The organism is Arthrobacter sp. SLBN-53, from assembly GCF_006715585.1.
In the GTDB taxonomy this organism is placed as follows: domain Bacteria; phylum Actinomycetota; class Actinomycetes; order Mycobacteriales; family Mycobacteriaceae; genus Mycobacterium; species Mycobacterium neoaurum_A.
Genome location: NZ_VFNN01000001.1, coordinates 5,257,141 through 5,274,438 on the forward strand (window position 1 = coordinate 5,257,141; position 17,298 = coordinate 5,274,438).

The following is a 17,298-nucleotide window of genomic DNA, read 5'->3' on the forward strand; positions in this document are numbered from 1 at the left end:
ATTGGGCGTGTCACGCCCGGTGGCCAATTTTCACGGACGGCCCAGGTGGTGGCACCATTGTCGGGGTGTCCACCGATCTGAACCAGAGCACCTCGCCGCTGACCGCCACCGATGTGGACGAGGCTGCCGAGCGAATTTCGGGTGTGGTCACGGTGAGCCCGCTGCAGTTCAGCGATCGGCTGTCCCAGATCACCGGAGCGCAGGTCTATCTCAAGCGCGAGGATCTGCAGGCGGTCCGCTCCTACAAGCTGCGTGGTGCCTACAACATGTTGATGCAGCTGACACCCGACGAGCTGGCGGCCGGGGTGGTGTGCTCCTCGGCGGGTAACCATGCCCAGGGCTTCGCGTTGGCCTGCCGGTCGATGGGCGTGCACGGACGCGTCTACGTGCCCGCCAAGACGCCCAAGCAGAAACGGGACCGTATCCGCTATCACGGTGGTGAGTTCATCGAGCTGATCGTCGGCGGCAAGACCTATGACATGGCCGCCCAAGCCGCCCTCGATGATGTGGCCCGCACCGGAGCCACGCTGGTCCCGCCCTACGACGACCCCCGCACCATGGCCGGGCAGGGCACCATCGCCGTCGAACTGCTCGACCAGCTGCCCGGTGAACCAGATCTGGTGATCGTCCCCATCGGCGGCGGCGGATGCATCGCCGGGATCACCACCTATCTGGCCGAGCGCACCACCGGCACGGCGGTGCTCGGCGCCGAACCGGCCGGTGCCGCCTCGATGCTGGCCGCGCTGGCGGTGGGCGCACCGGTGACACTCGAGCATGTCGATCAATTCGTCGACGGGGCGGCGGTGGCCCGGGCGGGCACGCACACCTACGCCGCCTTGGCCGCCGCCGGCGACATGGTGTCGGTCACCGCCGTCGACGAGGGCGCGGTCTGCTCGACGATGCTCGATCTGTACCAGAACGAGGGCATCATCGCCGAGCCCGCGGGCGCGCTGTCGGTGGCGGCGTTGCTGGAGGCCGACATCACCCCCGGTGCGACGGTGGTGTGCATCATCTCCGGCGGCAACAACGATGTGTCGCGCTACGGGGAGATCCTGGAGCGCTCCCTGGTGCACCGCGGACTCAAGCACTACTTCCTGGTCGACTTCCCGCAGGAGCCCGGGGCATTGCGCGGCTTCCTGGACACGGTGCTCGGGCCCAATGACGACATCACCCTCTTCGAGTACGTCAAGCGCAACAACCGGGAGACGGGCGAGGCCCTTGTCGGCATCGAGATGGGCTCGGCAGGTGACCTGGATGGCCTGCGCGCCCGCATGGAGGCCTCCGATGCGCACGTCGAACTGCTCGAGCCGGGTTCCCCGACGTATCGCTACCTGACCTGAGTCGCGCGGGCTCCCCGCAGGACCGCGAACGACTGCGCGGGGATCTCGGTGCCATCGTCGCCGCAAGAGGGCGGTGCCCAGGCCAGCACCACCTCGCCGCTGACCGGCACGGTGACCGGCACCTCGCCGAGGTTGCAGATCACCGCGAAGGTGCCGCGATACATGATGATCCAGCGTGCCGACTCGTCGTAGTCGATGCGCAGCCGGGTCAGCCACGGATCGGCGAAGTCGGGCTCGTTGCGCCGCAACGCGATCAGGTCGCGATACGTCTGGTGCAGGCGAGCGTGCACACCCTGGTCGACCTCGTCCCAATTCAGCTTGGACCGTTCGAAGGTGGCCGGGTCCTGCGGGTCGGGGATCTCGTCGGCATCCCAGCCGTGCGCGGCGAATTCGGCCTTGCGACCCTCGGCGGTGGCGCGGGCCAGTTCCGGTTCGGGATGGGAACTGAAGAACTGGAACGGGCTGCTGGCACCCCATTCCTCGCCCATGAACAGCATGGCGGTGTACGGCGATCCCAACGCGAGCGCGGCCTTGACCGCGAGCTGCCCGGGTGTCAGGTTCTGTGAGGGCCGATCGCCGACCGCGCGGTTGCCGACCTGATCGTGGGTCAGCGTGTAGGCCACCAGTCGCGTCGCCGGCACCGTGGCGATGTCCAGCGGACGGCCGTGCCGACGGCCGCGGAACGACGAGTGGGTGCCCGCATGGAAGAAGCCGTGGGTCAGTGTCTGCGCCAGGGTCTGCAGGGAGCCGAAATCGGCGTAGTAGCCCTGCCGTTCGCCGGAGACCGCGGTGTGGATGGCGTGGTGGATATCGTCGTCCCATTGGGCCGTCATCCCGAGCCCGCCCTGATCACGTGGTGTGATTGTCCGGGGATCGTTCATGTCGCTCTCGGCGATCAATGCCAGCGGCCTGCCCAATTGCGTTGCCAGCGCCTCGGTTTCGGCCGAAAGCTCCTCCAGGATGTGGATGGCCGTGGTGTCCACCAGCGCATGGACGGCGTCCAGGCGCAGGCCATCGGCACCGAAATCGCGCATCCAGCGCAGCGCGCAGTCGATGATGTAGCGGCGCACCTCGTCGGCACCGTCGTCGGCGATGTTGATCGACTCGCCCCACGGATTGCTGCCGCTGGACAGGTACGGGCCGAAGCGCGGCAGATAGTTCCCGGACGGTCCGAGGTGATTGAATACGGCGTCGATCAGCACACCGAGACCGCGGGCATGGCAGGCGTCGACGAAGCGCAGCAGTGCGTCCGGTCCGCCGTAGGGTTCGTGGACGGCGTACCAGAGCACACCGTCATAACCCCAGCCGTGGCTGCCGCTGAACGCGTTGACGGGCATCAGTTCCACGAAGTCGACACCCAGATCGACCAGGTGATCCAGCTTCTGGGCGGCCGCGTCGAGGGTGCCGGCCGGGGTGAAGGTCCCGATGTGCAGTTCGTAGATGGTGGCGCCCTCGATCGAGCGACCGGCCCATGGTGTCGGCGCAGCGGGCGGCTGCCAACGCTGTGAGGATCCGTGCACCCCATCGGGTTGCCGCGGTGAGCGCGGGTCGGGCAGCACCGTGTCGTCGTCATCGAGCACGAATCCGTACCGACTGTCCGGACGGGCGTCGACGTCGACATGCCACCAGTTGGACTCATCGCGTTGCATCGGGTACCGCGCCCCGTCGAGTTCCAAAATCACCCGGTGCGGCCGGGGCGCCCATACGTCGAATGTGGCCATCACGCACGCTCCAGCAGCACGCCGGGCAGCTCGGCGAACAGATCGCCGGCAGCGGCCTCGCCGCCGAACGTGCGACCGGTCACGCGGTCGGTCCAGGTGCCCTCGGGCAGCGTCACAGTCGTCTCACCCCAACCGGTGTCCTCGAGTCGGGCGGTCCATCTGCCGACCGCCACCACGACGTCGGCGCCCCTGGCATAGGCGATCACGTGATCGGCGGCCGGACCGCCGGCCGGCAGCGGGCGGTATCCGCCGTGCAGATAGGTTTCCGGCCGTTCGCGGCGTGACCGCAATGCGGCGTTGACAATTCGCATCTTGGGGTCGGTCAGCTCGGCGAGCGCCTTACGACGAGCCGGGTAGTCGACCGGTCGCCGGTTGTCCGGATCGACGAGGCTGTCGTCGAGAAGCTCGGTGCCTTGGTAGACATCGGGAACACCGGGCACGGTGAGCGCGAGCAGTTTCTGGCCGACGGCATCGTTGAGGGCATGGGGCTGAAGTCGCTCCACCAGGGCGGTCAGCTCCGTGCCCACCGGCCCGTCGAGGACAGCGTCCAGCCAATCGTTCACGGCCGATTCGAATTCCGCGTCCGGGTCGTTCCAGGTGGTGTGCACCCCGGCCTCCCGGATCGCCTTCTCCGCATAGGCGTGCAGGCGGGTGCGCAATTCGTCGGTCACCAGGCCGTCCACCGGCCACACACCGAAGATGTTCTGCCACAGGAACAGCGCGGTCTGGGCATCGGGTGCGATGACCACCTGAGACCAGCGTGCCACCCGGTCTGCCCAGAGTGCGGGCACCTGGGACAACACGCCGATACGGGCCCGGACGTCTTCGCTGCGCTTGGTGTCGTGGGTGGAGGTGGTCACCATCGCGCGCGGCCACAGCGCCGCCCTGGTGGCGTTACGCGCATGGAACTCGGCGGCGCTGACACCGAACAGATCGGGCTCACCACCGACCTCGTTGAGGGTGACCAAGCGGGCATCGCGGTAGAACTGGCAGTCCTCGACGGCCTTGGCGGTGACGGCACCACACAGCTGCTGGATGCGTTTGGCCGATTCGCCGGCGCCGGCCAGCGCCGCGGCGACGATCTGCAGTGGCGCCGCCAGATCCGGACGTGCGGAGACGGTTTCGGCGATCGCCACCGGTCCCAGCGCGGCAAGTGCGGGATAGTCGAACCGGTAGACGCCGATATGGGTCAGCAGCGCGGTGATCGATTCGGACAGCTCCGGGTGGTCGGTCCCGGTCTCGGCGACGATGCTGCGCCGCACCCTGGCGAGCTCGCTGGCCAGGGTCACGTTCGCGGCCGTCGTCTTGAGTTCGGCGATCTGGGTCGCGTATTCCGATGTCCCGCCGTAGAGCCCGTCGAGCTCGGGTTGTGCGGCGGGATCGAGGAAGATGCCACCCACCTCGCGCAACGCGTCGTAACCGGTGGCGCCGTCGACCGGCAGCGACGTGTCCAGCGCCTCGTCGGGCGCCAGGATCTTCTCGATCACGATCCAGGCGTCGGGGCCCACGAGCTCGCGTAGCCGGGTCAGGTAATCGGCGGGATCGGTCAACCCGTCGGGATGGTCGATGCGTAGCCCGTCGACCAGTCCCTCGGTGAACCAGCGCGCCACTTCGGCATGCGATGCGGCGAACACCTCGGGATCCTCCTGGCGCAGCCCGGCCAGCGAGGTGATGGAGAAGAAGCGGCGGTACCCGCACACGTTGTTCCGCCAGCCGATCAACTTGTAATGCTGGCGCGCGTGGACCTGCTCGGCGGTGCCCCCTCCGGTGCCCGGCGCGATCGGCCACGACCGGTCACCGAGGCGTAGCACGTCGCCGTCCACCGCCAGCCCGGCGATATCGTCGTCAGAACCCAGCACCGGCAACACGATTCGCCCGTCCGCGAGGTCCCAATCGATGTCGAAAAATGCCCCGTACGCCGAATCCCTGCCATGCGTGAGCACATCCCACCACCAGGGGTTGGCCCGGGGATCCTCCACGCCGACGTGGTTGGGCACGATATCGACGATCAGGCCCAGCCCCCGTTCGCGCGCCGCCTCCGAAAGGCCACGCAGCCCGTCGGGACCGCCGAGGGCCGCCGACAACGTGGTGGGATCGGTGACGTCGTAGCCGTGCGTCGACCCGTCTGCGGCGGTCAGGATGGGGGACAGGTACAGATGGCTGACCCCCAACTCGTCCAGATAGTCGAGCAGGGCGAGTGCGTCGGCGAAAGTGAACGCATCCGGGCGCATCTGGAGTCGATATGTGGAGACCGGGACACCCATCAGCCGTTACCGCCTAGGTCGTTTTCCTGAGCACCCGAAGTGATCGTGGCTGCAGCGAGATCTTCTCACCGGCAGACATGGTCACCTCGACGGCACCGGCGGGGTCGCCGGTGTCCAACGCGGTTACCCACTTTTCGGCGTAATCATCGGGCGGCAGCACGAAATCGAGTTGCTCGTCGTGTGCGTTGAAGCACAGCAGGAATGAATCGTCGCGGACCCGCTCACCACGGGCATTGGGTTCGGGGATGGCGTCACCGTTGAGGAACACCGCGATGCTCCTGCCGAACCCCGAGCCCCAGTCCTGCGGCGTCATCTCCGCACCGGCCGGGGTCAGCCAGGAGATATCGCGCACCTGCTCACCGCTGCGGATCGGGTTGCCCGCCAGGAACCGGCGGCGCCGGAACACCGGGTGCTTCTTGCGCAGGGCCACCGCCTTGCGGGCGAACTCCAGCAGTTCGGCATTCTCGTCGAGTGTGGACCAGTCCACCCACGCGATCGGCGAGTCCTGGCAGTAGGCATTGTTGTTGCCGCCCTGGGTTCGGCCGATCTCGTCGCCGTGGCTGATCATCGGGGTGCCCTGGGACACCATCAGGGTGGCGATCATGTTGCGCATCTGCCGGGACCGCAGGCCGATGATGTCGGGATCGTCGGTCGGTCCCTCCACCCCGCAGTTCCAGGACCTGTTGTGGCTCTCGCCGTCCCGGTTGTCCTCACCATTGGCCTCGTTGTGCTTCTCGTTGTAGGAGACCAGGTCGGCAAGGGTGAACCCGTCGTGACAGGTGATGAAGTTGATGCTCGCACCCGGTCGGCGCCCGGTGTGCTCGTAGAGATCCGAGGAGCCGGTCAGCCGGGAGGCGAACTCGCCGAGGGTGGCCGGTTCGCCGCGCCAATAATCGCGCACCGTATCGCGGTACTTACCGTTCCATTCGGTCCACAGACCGGGAAAGTTGCCGACCTGGTAGCCGCCCTCGCCGATATCCCACGGTTCGGCGATCAGCTTGACCTGACTGATCACCGGATCCTGTTGCACCAGGTCGAAGAATGCCGACAGCCGGTCCACATCGTAGAACTCGCGCGCCAGCGTGGAGGCCAGGTCGAAACGGAAACCATCGACGTGCATCTCCAGTACCCAGTACCGCAGCGAGTCCATGATCAGCTGCAGCGTGTGGGGGTGTCGGGCGTTGAGGCTGTTGCCGGTGCCGGTGAAGTCCTTGTAGAACTGCTCTTCACCGTCGAGCAACCGGTAGTAGGCCGCGTTGTCTATCCCGCGGAAGTTCAGGGTCGGCCCCAGGTGGTTGCCCTCGGCCGTGTGGTTGTACACCACGTCGAGGATCACCTCGATACCCGCGGCATGGAAGGAGCGCACCATCGCCTTGAACTCGGCGACCGCGCCACCCGCGTGGCGGTTGGACGCGTATTCCGAATGGGGTGCGAAGAAGCCGAAAGTGTTGTAGCCCCAATAGTTTCGCAGTCCGAGATCGAGCAGCCGATGGTCGTGCAGGAACTGGTGCACCGGCATCAGTTCGATGGCGGTCACGTTGAGCGCCTTGAGATGCTCGATGATCGCCGGGTGGGCCAGCCCGGCGTAGGTCCCGCGCAACTCCTCGGGGATGTCGGGATGGCACTGCGTCAGGCCCTTGACATGGGCCTCGTAGATGACCGTCTCGTGGTAGGGCGTCCTGGGCGCCCGGTCCGATCCCCAGTCGAAGAACGGATTGATCACCACGCTGGTCATGGTGTGCCCCAGGGAGTCCACCGCGGGGTCGGCGGGCGTGACGGCGGGATGGTCGGACTCCAGGTCATAGGAGAACAGCGCCTGACCGAAGGTGAAGTTGCCGTAGAACGCCTTACCGTAGGGGTCGAGCAACAGTTTGCTCGCATCGCAGCGGTGCCCGACCCGGGGATCCCACGGTCCGTGCACCCGGAAGCCGTAGCGCTGACCGGGACTCACCGTCGGAAGATAGGCGTGCCAGACGTAGCCGTCGACCTCGTCCAGCGGGATCCGTTGTTCGGTGCCGTCCTTGGCGATCAGACAGAGTTCGACCAGTGTTGCCGCCTCGGAGAACAACGAAAAGTTGGTTCCCGCACCGTCATAGGTCGCGCCCAGCGGGTAGGGGGTGCCGGGCCAGACCGTGGTGGCCACGTCACCACCAGCCGGTCGCGGCCGCGAGCTGCCGCCCGAGTTCGTTGGTCATGGAACGCACGTAGGTCGTCGACAGATGGTGAGAGTCGTGATACATCAACACATTTCCCTCCACTACCCGGCAGAAGTCCGGTCGGCACACGGCGTCGGTCATATCGAGCGGCTTGAGGTTGGGGAACCGTTTCAGGTAGTCGAGGGTGGGGTTGACGTCGGACAGTACCTCAGCCCGATCGATACCGCAGGAGACGGCGTCACCGCCGCTGGCCAGGCAGTCGGCCGGGAAGTAGGGCTTGTTGTTGCGTGTCAGCCACGGCGTGTCACGCATGGCCAGCACGTCGATACCCGCGTCCAGGAACTCCTGCCAGATCCCGAGATACTGGCTGGGCATCACATCGCCGGGTTTGATGTTCCACGGCCGGGTGGAGGTGGTGAAGACGTAGTCGGGCTTGTCGGCCAGCAGCTTGGGCATGACCTTCTCGTTCCACTCCCGGCATTTCGGGTAGGGCCGGTTGTCACCCATCACCAGAGGCTTCTGCTCGGTGGTCAGTGGGCAGCCCATCTTCAGGTAGGTGACGACCTTGAAATCGTGGAGCCGGCCCAGCAGGTCGAGGGCGGTGATCCAGTGCTCGGCGTGCGATCCACCGGCCAGCGCGATCGTGCGGGTGGCCTCGGAGTCCCCGTAGGTGCAGTTGATGACGTCGACATTGTCGAAATCGCTGATACAACCGGCCGGCGTCGATTCGGGGATGTCGTTCTTGGCTTCCAGCACCGTCGGGCGCATCGGCAGCTTCGGAACCTTCGCGTGGTTGATCAGTGCCCGTGCCCCGGGGTAGTCCCTGGCCGAGAGCCCCGACAGCTCCTTACCGCTGGCCCGCTCGACGGTGACATGCTCGCGCCAGGTGAACGATGTCGCGGTCAGCGTGACGCCCAGCAATGTGACGAAGGAACCCAGCACGATGGTCGGGCGGCGCAGCCGCGTACGCCACGGGATCGCCACGGCGGCAGTCGATCGCGCCGGTGCCCGGTAGCGCAGCGGGGTCTCGACATAGCGCATCGTCAGCCAGGCCAGCACACCGGAGACCAACAGCACCACGGCGCCGTCGACGAAATCGACGCGTTCCTTGCCGCTGTAGGCCAGCCAGAAGATCAGCAGCGGCCAGTGCCACAGGTACAGCGAATAGGCGATGGAGCCCAGCCAGACGAACGGCCGGGTCGCCAGCAGCCGGTTCGGCGCAGGCAGCGCGCCGTCGGTGCGCGGGTCGGCGGCGCGGTTGGCCGCCGACAGGATGAACAGCACGGTCGCGCCGACCGGCACCAGCGTCCACGGTCCGGGGAACTCGCGTACACCGTCGATGAGCCAACCGCAGGACAGGATGGCCGCCAGTGCGAGGGTCGCGATGATGGTCCGCAGCCACATCGGCCACCGGACGTAGGGGACCAGGGCACCGATCAACGCCCCGAGCGTCAACTCCCAGGCCCTGGCGAAGCTGTTGTAGTAGGCGATGGCCTGGTCGGTGTTGTGAGCGTGGATCGCGTACACGAACGAGGCGATGGTGACGGCGGCGAGCACCACGATGAACACGGTCCGCAGATGCCTGCCCAGCCTGCCGCGCAGCGCATAGGCCAGCGTCAGAATCAGGGCGAGGAAGGCGATGTAGAACTGGCCCTGCACCGACATCGACCAGATGTGCTGCAGCGGGCTGACGGTCTCACCCGCGCGCAGATAGTCGGCAGCGGTGTTGGCCAGTTCCCAGTTCTGGTAGTAACCGAGGCTCGCCAGGCTCTGGTCGGCGAACGTCTCCCAGCGAGTCTCGGGTTGGATCAGGATGGTCAGTACCGCGGCGGCGGCAAGCACCACGATGAGCGCGGGCAACAGCCGTCGGACCAGCCGGATGACCTCGGGCACCGGCCGGATGGCGGTCGCCTCGTCCAATGCCGAGCGCAGCAGCCGTCCGCCGAAGAAGAACCCCGACAGCGCCAGGAAGACGTCCACGCCGCCGGAGACCCGTCCGAACCAGACATGGAACACCGCGACGAGTGCGATGGCGACACCGCGAAGTCCGTCGAGGTCATGCCGATAGAAGCCCGAGGTGCGGGTGCCGGTCGTGGTGCCGGTGGGCACCGGGCCGTCGGTACGCGCAGGTCGGGCTGGAGCGAGGGTCATCATGGTCGGGGAGTCAATCTACCCAATTATTCTGGGTGCCTCAGGCCACGGGCGCGGCGTCACACCTGCCGGGCGAGGCGATAGTGTCCGGATCCATGCCCGCGTTGACGCCGGCCGAGATCGGCGCGATCGACTCCGCGCACATCTGGCACCCCTACAGCACCATGGGCCCCGCGGCGATGCCGCCGGTGGTGGCGACCGCCGCCCGCGGCGCCTGGCTCGAACTGCATCACCGCGGACGGCGTATCGACGCGTTGGACGCGATGAGCTCGTGGTGGACCGCGGTGCACGGGCACGGACACCCCCGCCTGGACGCGGCGCTGAGTGCGCAACTGGCCACCATGAACCACGTCATGTTCGGCGGTCTGACCCACGAGCCCGCCGCCCGGCTGGCCCGATTGCTCGTCGACATCACCCCGGCCGGGTTGGAGACGGTGTTCTTCAGCGATTCGGGCTCGGTCTCGGTGGAGGTGGCCGCCAAGATGGCGTTGCAGTACTGGCGCAGCCGCGGCCGCCCAGGCAAGCACCGGCTGATGACCTGGCGGGGCGGGTATCACGGTGACACCTTCACTCCGATGAGCGTGTGCGATCCCGCGGGCGGTATGCACGCCATCTGGAGCGATGTGCTGGTCCGGCAGGTCTTCGCGCCCGCGGTGCCCGGTCCGTTCGATACCTCCTATGTCGCCGCGTTCGAGGCACAGTTGACCGAACATGCCGACGAGCTCGCCGCGGTGATCGTCGAACCGGTGGTGCAGGGCGCCGGCGGGATGCGCTTCCACGATCCGCGCTACCTGGTCGAACTGCGTCGGATCTGCGACGAGAACGACGTCCTGCTGATCTTCGACGAGATCGCCACCGGATTCGGCCGCACCGGGGAGATGTTCGCCGCCGACCACGCCGGTGTCAGCCCCGACATCATGTGTGTCGGTAAGGCGTTGACCGGCGGTTATGTCACCTTGGCCGCGACATTGTGCACCGCCGAGATCGCCACGACGATCAGCAGCGGTGACCCGGGCGCGTTGATGCACGGACCGACATTCATGGCCAACGCCCTGGCCTGTGCGGTGTCGGTGGCCGCCGTCGAGCTGCTGCTGGAGGGGGACTGGCGCGGCGCGGTCGGTGGGATCGAGGCGGGACTGCGGGCCGGCCTGGAAGCGGCGCGCGAGCTGGCCTCGGTGGCCGATGTGCGCGTGCTCGGTGCCATCGGTGTCATCGAGATGGCCGAACCGGTCGACATGGCGGTGGCCACCGAGACCGCGCTGGAGCACGGATTGTGGTTGCGGCCGTTCGGCAGGCTCGTCTATGCCATGCCGCCCTTCATCTGTACGCCGGACGAGGTGAGTCAGATCGGTGCGGGGATGGTGGCGGTCGCGCGTGCATTAACCTGAACGGTGTTCAAGTGTCGAAAGGACGTCCAGTGACACGCACCGGTCTTTCCCCATTGGCCTGGCTGGCCGGTGTCGAGGAGCGCCGCCGCGCCCAGGGGCTGCGCCGCACGTTGCGCGCCCGCCAGCCCGTCGGTACCGAGCTCGATCTGGCTTCCAACGACTATCTGGGGTTGTCCCAGCACCCCGATGTGCTGGCCGGCGGCGTGCAGGCGCTGCGCACCTGGGGTGCCGGTGCCGGGGGCTCGCGCCTGGTCACCGGTAACACCGAGCTGCACGAGCAGTTCGAGGCCGCGCTCGCCGATTTCGCCGGATTCGAGTCGGCCCTGGTGTTCTCCTCGGGCTACACCGCGAACATCGGGGCGCTGGTATCGCTGACCGGTGCCGGCTCGCTGCTGGTGTCCGACGCGTTGACCCATGCCTCGATCGTCGACGCGTGCCGGCTGTCGCGGGCCCGCATCGCGGTGACCCCGCACCGCGATATCGCGGCGGTCGCCGATGCGCTGTCGGCCCGGTCCGAGGAGCGTGCCGTCGTGGTCACCGAGTCGGTGTTCAGCACCGACGGGGTGCTGGCCCCGCTGCTCGAACTGCACGAGGTGTGCCGCCGATTCGGTGCGCTGCTGGTCGTCGACGAGGCGCACGGTCTCGGCGTGCGCGGTGCGGGCGGGCAGGGTCTGCTGCACGAGGTCGGGTTGGCCGGCGCGCCGGATGTGGTCATGACCACGACGCTGTCCAAGGCGCTCGGCAGTCAGGGCGGCGCGGTGCTCGGCCCGGCCGCCGTGCGGGCACACCTCATCGACACCGCGCGCACCTTCATCTTCGACACCGGGCTGGCCCCGGCCGCCGTCGGTGCGGCGCTCGCGGCACTGCAGGTGCTGGTCGCGCAGCCGCAGCTGGCGGGTGCGGTGCTGGCCAGGGCAGCCGAGCTGGCCCGGATCTGCGATGTCGCCGAGGAACCCACCTCGGCCGTGGTATCGGTCATCCTCGGTGACCCCGAGGTCGCCGTCGCCGCGGCGGCGGCATGCCTGGATCGTGGCGTGCGGGTCGGGTGCTTCCGTCCGCCGACGGTGCCTGCCGGGACCTCGCGGTTGCGGTTGACGGCCAGGGCCGCCCTCACCGCCGAGGAGATGGCGCTGGCCCGTGCGGTGCTGACCGAGGTTCTCGGGTGAGCGAGAACGCATGAGCATCGTCATGGTCACCGGCACCGACACCGGGGTCGGCAAGACGGTCACGACCGCGGCGTTGGCGTGCGCGGCGCGGTTGGCCGGCCTCGATGTGGCGGTGTGCAAACCGGTGCAGACCGGAACCATCGACGGCGACGACGATCTCGGTGAGGTCGGCAGGCTCGCCGGCATCACGGCGCTGCACGGCGGTTGGCGTTATCCCGAACCGCTGGCTCCGGTCGCCGCGGCGAGCCGGGCCGAGCTGGCACTGCCGACCGCGCCCGAATTGCTCGACGCGGTGCGGGCCGCCGACGCTCCCGGGCGGCTGACCGTCGTGGAAGGCGCCGGCGGTCTGCTTGTCGAACTAGGTGCCGACGGCGTGACGCTGCGGGATCTGGCCAAGGCACTGGGCGCGCCGGTACTGGTGGTCGTCGCGCCCGGCCTCGGCACTCTCAATCACACGGCGCTGACCCTGGAAGCCCTCGCCGGGCACGGGCTGGACAGCGCCGGACTTGTCGTCGGATCGTGGCCGTCACAGCCCGGTATCGCCGAGCAGGGGAACCGGGCCGCGCTGGCAGAACTCGGGGAGATCCGGGCGGTGCTGCCCGCCGGCGCGGGGGGAGTGACTCCGCGGGAGTTCGAGACACTCGCCGCGCAGTCCTTCGACCGCCGCTGGCTCGCGGGACTGGCCTAGCGCGTGGTGCATTCGGTGGAGTTGACCCTCGACGACCTCGGCGATGCCGCGGTGCGTCGGATCTGGACAGCGTTACAGGATGCTGGCCTGCCCAGTCAGGCCGATCACACCGGTGCCAGCAACCGGCCACACACGACGCTGACCGTCGGTGAGGACATCTCGCGCGCGGCCGACACCGATCTGGTCGCGGCGCTCCCGCACCTCCCGGTGCCGTGCCGGCTCGGCGCACCGGTGGTGTTCGGTCACGGTCGCTACACGGTGGCGCTGCTGGTCGTCCCCTCCGCCGAACTGCTGGACCTGCATGCACAGGTACATCGAATTTGCTTGCCGCACATGACTTCCGGTGCGCTACCGCATACCGGTCCCGGTAGCTGGACACCGCACGTGACGGTGGCCCGGCGGATCGGGGCCGAGCAGCTGGCCGCGGTGTGCGAGATCGCCGCGGCGGCGCGAGAGATCGAGAGCGAGTTTGCGGGCCTGCGTCACTGGGACGGCAATGCCCGCATCGTCCAGCCGATCACCGGGTGAGGGACTTGTAGGCCGCCATCCCGTCGATCAGCAGGGTCAGGCCGAATCCGAATCGCTGGCCGGCATCACCGGCCAGTGCGGACTGGCATTCGGGAAGGTCGGCGCCCGCGGCGTCCCACTGCAGGCGGGACTGTTCGTCGACGGTGAATCCCAGCACGTAGTAGACGACGGTGCGGGCGGCGAGTTCGGACTGTGCCCGCGCCACGCCGGCCTCGGTTGCCGCGGTGCTCAGCCAGGAGACGATCTCTGCCATCGCGGCCGACTGGCCGGCCGCGAAACTCGCCGACACCAGTTCGGCGCCGTCGGTATGCGACAGCAGGGCGTCGCGCAGCCGGCGGCACGCCGTGTCCAGCTGCTCGCGCCAGGAGCCGCTGGTCGGCTGCTCCAGGGCGGGCTGCAGGATCCGGTCGGCAACCGCGCCGAGCAGTTCCTGCTTGTTGGCGAAATGCCAGTACAAAGCGCCGGGGCTGACGTTGAGCTCACGGGCCAACCTGCGCATCGTCAGATCGGCGATACCGAAATCGTCCAGCAGTGCCGTCGCCGCGTCGACGACATCCCGTTTGTGGAGCTGCACACGCTTACCTTAACCTGAACACCGTTCAAGCTTGAACGGTGTTCAAGGCATCCCCGACGGAGGTTCACCGATGACCGACATTCTGGCTGTGGCGCGCGAACAGGTACTCGATCGCGGAGTCGGTCTCGACCAGGACCAGACCCTGCAGGTGCTGCAGCTGCCCGATGATCGACTCGACGATCTGCTCGAGCTGGCCCACGGGGTCCGGATGAAGTGGTGCGGCCCGGACGTCGAGGTCGAGGGCATCATCAGCCTCAAGACCGGCGGTTGCCCCGAGGATTGCCACTTCTGTTCGCAGTCCGGACTGTTCGCCTCCCCGGTGCGCAGCGCCTGGCTGGACATCCCGAGCTTGGTGGAAGCCGCCAAGCAGACCGCCAAGACCGGGGCCACCGAGTTCTGCATCGTGGCCGCCGTGCGAGGTCCCGACGAGCGACTGCTCGCCCAGGTCGCCGCCGGTATCGAGGCCATCCGCAACGAGGTCGACATCCAGATCGCCTGCTCGCTGGGCATGCTCACCGAAGAGCAGGTGCAACGCCTTGCCGAGATGGGCGTGCACCGCTACAACCACAACTTGGAGACCGCGCGGTCCTTCTTCACCAATGTGGTGACCACCCACAGTTGGGAAGAGCGCTGGGACACCCTGCGGATGGTGCGTGAGGCCGGCATGGAGGTCTGCTGCGGCGGCATCCTCGGGATGGGCGAGACGCTGGAGCAGCGCGCCGAGTTCGCCGCCAACCTCGCCGAGCTCGACCCGCACGAGGTGCCGCTGAACTTCCTGAACCCGCGGCCGGGCACGCCGTTCGGTGATCTGGAGGTGCTGCCGGCCGCCGAGGCCCTCAAGGCCGTCGCCGCGTTCCGGCTGGCGTTGCCCCGCACCATGCTGCGCTTCGCCGGCGGACGCGAGATCACCCTCGGTGACCTCGGCGCCAAGCAGGGCATCCTGGGCGGTATCAACGCCGTGATCGTCGGCAACTACCTCACGACACTGGGCAGGCCCGCCGAGGCCGATCTGGAACTGCTCGACGATCTGCAGATGCCCATCAAGGCTCTCAACGCGACGCTCTAGGGCGCGCTGTAGAACTGACAGGGTGATGATCGACGAATCCCAGGCGCTGCCGGCACCGGTGGCCGCGGGTGTCTACAACCTCTACACCGGTGTCGAGCTGGGCGACGAGGCGGCCGCGGCCGTCCCGACAGCCGCCGCGTTGGGGCTGGAACCGCCGCGGTTCTGCGCCGCATGTGGGCGCCGGATGATCGTTCAGGTGCGCCCCACCGGCTGGTGGGCGAAATGCTCGCGGCACGGTGCGGTCGACTCCATCGATCTCGACGCGCGCCGATGATCGTGGCCGAGCAGGTGGCGCCGCCGCGTACCGCCCGGCGGACCGCCGCGTCGCGGGTCTTCCTCGCGCTGCTGGTGACCGGCGTGCCGATCGGTGCGTTGTGGGCATGGCTGGCACCACCGGCCAGGGGCATCGTCGCGCTCACCCGGTCCGGTGACCGGGTCAAGGCCTACCTGGGCAACGACTCCGACCAGCTGTTCCTCGGGGCGTTCCTGCTCGTCGGCTTCGTGGGCGTGGTCGCCGTCGTCGCCGCCGTGGCGGTCTGGCAGTGGCGGGCTCACCGAGGTCCGGTGCTGCTGGTCGCGCTGGCGGCCGGGGCGGCGGGCGCGACGGGGGTCGCGGCCGGAATCGGTGCGGTGCTGGTCCACTGGCGCTACGGCAGCATCGACGTGAACACCGCCCCGGTCAGTGAGACCGACCGCGTCCACTACGTGTTGGAGGCGCCCGCGGTGTTCTTCGGGCACGGTCCGCTGGTGGTGGCCGCGACCGTTCTGCTGCCCGCCGCGGTCGCGGCGATGACGTACGCGCTGCTGGCCGTGTCGGCCGCTCGTGATGATCTCGGCGCGTGGCCGCCGGCGCGCTATCCCGGGATCTACCCGCCGGTCGTGCCGGTCAGCGGTCCAGGACCGACAGCGGCAGCCGGCGAAGACGCCGTCCGGTCAGCACCTTCGCCGTGATGACCGCCAACCGCGCCATACCGCGGTAGGTCGACGGGTTGAACAGCGTCGGCCATGTGGTGCGCGCCAGGTTGGCCCCGAGCGGTCGGCCCGCGAAACGATCGGACAACCAGCGCAACGCCATCGGAGCCGACATCGGGTGCAACAGCAGATGCTCGCTGAACATGTCCCGGTGGTAGGTGACGTGTGCGCCACCGGATGAGTAGGTGTCGGCGAGCTCGTCGATACCGTCCACCGAGATGATCTCGTCGTGCACGGCCTGGATGATCAGCACCGGTGGGGTCGGCACCGCGGCGCCGAGCTTGATGTCGTCGAAGACGTGCTGCACCTCGGGTGTGGACAGGATCTTTTCCAGCGGTTGGTCCAGCAGATCGCCCATATCGGTGCGCCAGAACCGGATGATGGCTTCCACCGTCGTCATGTGGTGCAACCGGTCCAGCAGGTCACGACCGTATTCGCTGGTGTGTTCGGCGATGATCCGCTGCAGACCGGGGTAGACGTCGGCCAGCGCGGCGACCACCAGTGCGGGAAGTGCCGCGGCGAACGTGCCGTTGAGCTTGCGGAACGTGCGGCCCAGATCGCCGACCGGGGAGCCGAGCACCGCGCCGACGATATTGAGCTCGGGGGCGTAGGTCCCGCTCATCTCGGCGGCCCAGGCGCTGGCAAGTCCCCCGCCGGAGTATCCCCACAGGCCGATCGGCGCCTCGGGGGAGAGTGCGAGCTGCTCGGAGCCGATGGCCGCCCGTAACCCGTCCAGGATGCGGTAGCCGGGCTCGTATGGTGTGCCCCAGCTGCCGTTGACCCCCTCATGGTCGGGTACCGAGACCGCCCAGCCCTCGGCGATCGCGGCGGCCACCAGCAGCATCTCGAACTGCGGCACCGAGCCGGGCGCCACGGCATGGCGGCGTAGGGCGTAGGACGGGAAGCACCGCGAGGTGATCGCGTCGATCGCGCACTGGTAGGAGACCACCGGGCAGATCTGCTCGGGACCACGCTCTGCCGGGACGACGATCGTCGTGGCGGCGGCTTCGGGCCTGCCGTTCATATCGGTGGTCCGGTAGAGCAGCTGCACCGCCCGGATCTGCTGCGGGATCAGGCCGAGGAAGGCCAGCTCGACGTCCCTGCTGCGCAGGACGGTGCCCGGGGTGGCGTGCTGGAAGCCCTCGGGGGCCACATAGAACGGATCGTCCTCGGGCAGCTGCGGGCGGGCGCGTCGGTCGAGCGCCTCATGTGGGACGGCGCCGATCCACTCGGCGTCCGATACGGCGGAGCTGCCAAAGTCCATCCGGGCATTGTTACTTAAGA

The 17,298-nt window shown here is 68.2% G+C and carries 14 protein-coding genes; 8 read left to right on the plus strand and 6 right to left on the minus strand.

Annotated elements, in window-relative coordinates:
- Positions 1 to 65 precede the first annotated feature (65 nt).
- Entirely contained in the window at positions 66 to 1,340 is a 1,275-nt protein-coding gene (ilvA, locus tag FBY28_RS25165) for a threonine ammonia-lyase IlvA (protein WP_141869862.1), read from the plus strand.
- On the opposite strand, the gene treZ is transcribed toward ilvA, so the two are convergent.
- The 4 genes from treZ to sucT are packed head-to-tail and all read right to left on the minus strand — an operon-like array spanning position 1,328 to position 9,635.
- The gene (gene treZ / locus FBY28_RS25170) at positions 1,328 to 3,061 is read right to left on the minus strand and encodes a malto-oligosyltrehalose trehalohydrolase (RefSeq protein WP_141869863.1); all 1,734 of its coding nucleotides are present in this window, start codon (positions 3,059 to 3,061) and stop codon (positions 1,328 to 1,330) included. The two genes, ilvA and treZ, sit on opposite strands and share 13 nt — an antisense overlap.
- Positions 3,061 to 5,292, minus strand: a complete 2,232-nt coding sequence (gene treY / locus FBY28_RS25175; protein WP_216847947.1) for a malto-oligosyltrehalose synthase — start codon at positions 5,290 to 5,292, stop codon at positions 3,061 to 3,063. The genes treZ and treY overlap by 1 nt, the downstream gene beginning before the upstream one ends.
- A gap of 46 nt (positions 5,293 to 5,338) precedes the next feature.
- The gene (glgX, locus tag FBY28_RS25180) at positions 5,339 to 7,468 is read right to left on the minus strand and encodes a glycogen debranching protein GlgX (RefSeq protein ID WP_141869865.1); all 2,130 of its coding nucleotides are present in this window, start codon (positions 7,466 to 7,468) and stop codon (positions 5,339 to 5,341) included.
- A 1-nt stretch (position 7,469) separates the two neighbouring features.
- On the minus strand, positions 7,470 to 9,635 hold the full coding sequence (gene sucT / locus FBY28_RS25185; RefSeq protein WP_174241748.1) for an acetyltransferase SucT: 2,166 nt from the start codon (positions 9,633 to 9,635) through the stop codon (positions 7,470 to 7,472).
- A 92-nt stretch (positions 9,636 to 9,727) separates the two neighbouring features.
- Here sucT and FBY28_RS25190 point away from each other — a divergent pair, with 92 nt between their 5' ends.
- Genes FBY28_RS25190 through FBY28_RS25205 form a run of 4 tightly spaced genes read left to right on the plus strand, consistent with a single transcriptional unit; the run spans position 9,728 to position 13,402 of the window.
- On the plus strand, positions 9,728 to 11,020 hold the full coding sequence (locus FBY28_RS25190) for an adenosylmethionine--8-amino-7-oxononanoate transaminase (protein ID WP_141869866.1): 1,293 nt from the start codon (positions 9,728 to 9,730) through the stop codon (positions 11,018 to 11,020).
- Positions 11,021 to 11,049: 29 nt separating this feature from the next.
- Positions 11,050 to 12,186 (plus strand): 8-amino-7-oxononanoate synthase, encoded by a 1,137-nt coding sequence (locus FBY28_RS25195; RefSeq protein WP_141869867.1) that lies wholly within the window; start codon positions 11,050 to 11,052, stop codon positions 12,184 to 12,186.
- A 10-nt stretch (positions 12,187 to 12,196) separates the two neighbouring features.
- On the plus strand, positions 12,197 to 12,874 hold the full coding sequence (gene bioD, locus FBY28_RS25200; RefSeq protein ID WP_141869868.1) for a dethiobiotin synthase: 678 nt from the start codon (positions 12,197 to 12,199) through the stop codon (positions 12,872 to 12,874).
- 15 nt (positions 12,875 to 12,889) lie between these two features.
- A complete protein-coding gene (locus tag FBY28_RS25205) occupies positions 12,890 to 13,402 on the plus strand; it encodes a 2'-5' RNA ligase family protein (protein ID WP_216847949.1) in 513 nt (170 codons plus the stop codon).
- Here the strand turns inward: FBY28_RS25205 and FBY28_RS25210 are convergent.
- Positions 13,392 to 13,976, minus strand: coding sequence for a TetR family transcriptional regulator (locus FBY28_RS25210; RefSeq protein WP_141869870.1), 585 nt, complete (start codon positions 13,974 to 13,976; stop codon positions 13,392 to 13,394). The genes FBY28_RS25205 and FBY28_RS25210 overlap by 11 nt on opposite strands.
- Before the next feature lie 70 nt (positions 13,977 to 14,046).
- Here FBY28_RS25210 and bioB point away from each other — a divergent pair, with 70 nt between their 5' ends.
- Genes bioB through FBY28_RS25225 form a run of 3 tightly spaced genes read left to right on the plus strand, consistent with a single transcriptional unit; the run spans position 14,047 to position 15,993 of the window.
- Positions 14,047 to 15,042 carry a biotin synthase BioB gene (bioB, locus tag FBY28_RS25215; protein ID WP_141869871.1) on the plus strand — a complete coding sequence of 332 codons (996 nt, stop codon included), beginning with the start codon at positions 14,047 to 14,049 and terminating at the stop codon, positions 15,040 to 15,042.
- A gap of 25 nt (positions 15,043 to 15,067) precedes the next feature.
- Positions 15,068 to 15,316, plus strand: a complete 249-nt coding sequence (gene bsaP, locus FBY28_RS25220) for a biotin synthase auxiliary protein BsaP (protein ID WP_141869872.1) — start codon at positions 15,068 to 15,070, stop codon at positions 15,314 to 15,316.
- The gene (locus FBY28_RS25225; RefSeq protein WP_141869873.1) at positions 15,313 to 15,993 is read left to right on the plus strand and encodes a DUF2567 domain-containing protein; all 681 of its coding nucleotides are present in this window, start codon (positions 15,313 to 15,315) and stop codon (positions 15,991 to 15,993) included. The genes bsaP and FBY28_RS25225 overlap by 4 nt, the downstream gene beginning before the upstream one ends.
- On the opposite strand, the gene FBY28_RS25230 is transcribed toward FBY28_RS25225, so the two are convergent.
- Complete coding sequence (locus tag FBY28_RS25230; RefSeq protein ID WP_141869874.1) at positions 15,929 to 17,278, minus strand: lipase family protein; 1,350 nt, start codon at positions 17,276 to 17,278, stop codon at positions 15,929 to 15,931. The genes FBY28_RS25225 and FBY28_RS25230 overlap by 65 nt on opposite strands.
- Positions 17,279 to 17,298: the final 20 nt, after the last annotated feature.

Excerpts from the sequence above, each read along its gene's own strand:
- treZ (WP_141869863.1), bottom strand. The coding sequence starts at position 3,061 with ATGGCCACATTCGACGTATGGGCGCCCCGGCCGCACCGGGTGATTTTG.
- treY (WP_216847947.1), bottom strand. The coding sequence starts at position 5,292 with ATGCGCCCGGATGCGTTCACTTTCGCCGACGCACTCGCCCTGCTCGAC.
- sucT (WP_174241748.1), bottom strand. The coding sequence starts at position 9,635 with ATGATGACCCTCGCTCCAGCCCGACCTGCGCGTACCGACGGCCCGGTG.
- FBY28_RS25190 (WP_141869866.1), top strand. The coding sequence starts at position 9,728 with ATGCCCGCGTTGACGCCGGCCGAGATCGGCGCGATCGACTCCGCGCAC.
- bioD (WP_141869868.1), top strand. The coding sequence starts at position 12,197 with ATGAGCATCGTCATGGTCACCGGCACCGACACCGGGGTCGGCAAGACG.
- bioB (WP_141869871.1), top strand. The coding sequence starts at position 14,047 with ATGACCGACATTCTGGCTGTGGCGCGCGAACAGGTACTCGATCGCGGA.
- bsaP (WP_141869872.1), top strand. The coding sequence starts at position 15,068 with ATGATCGACGAATCCCAGGCGCTGCCGGCACCGGTGGCCGCGGGTGTC.
- FBY28_RS25225 (WP_141869873.1), top strand. The coding sequence starts at position 15,313 with ATGATCGTGGCCGAGCAGGTGGCGCCGCCGCGTACCGCCCGGCGGACC.
- FBY28_RS25230 (WP_141869874.1), bottom strand. The coding sequence starts at position 17,278 with ATGGACTTTGGCAGCTCCGCCGTATCGGACGCCGAGTGGATCGGCGCC.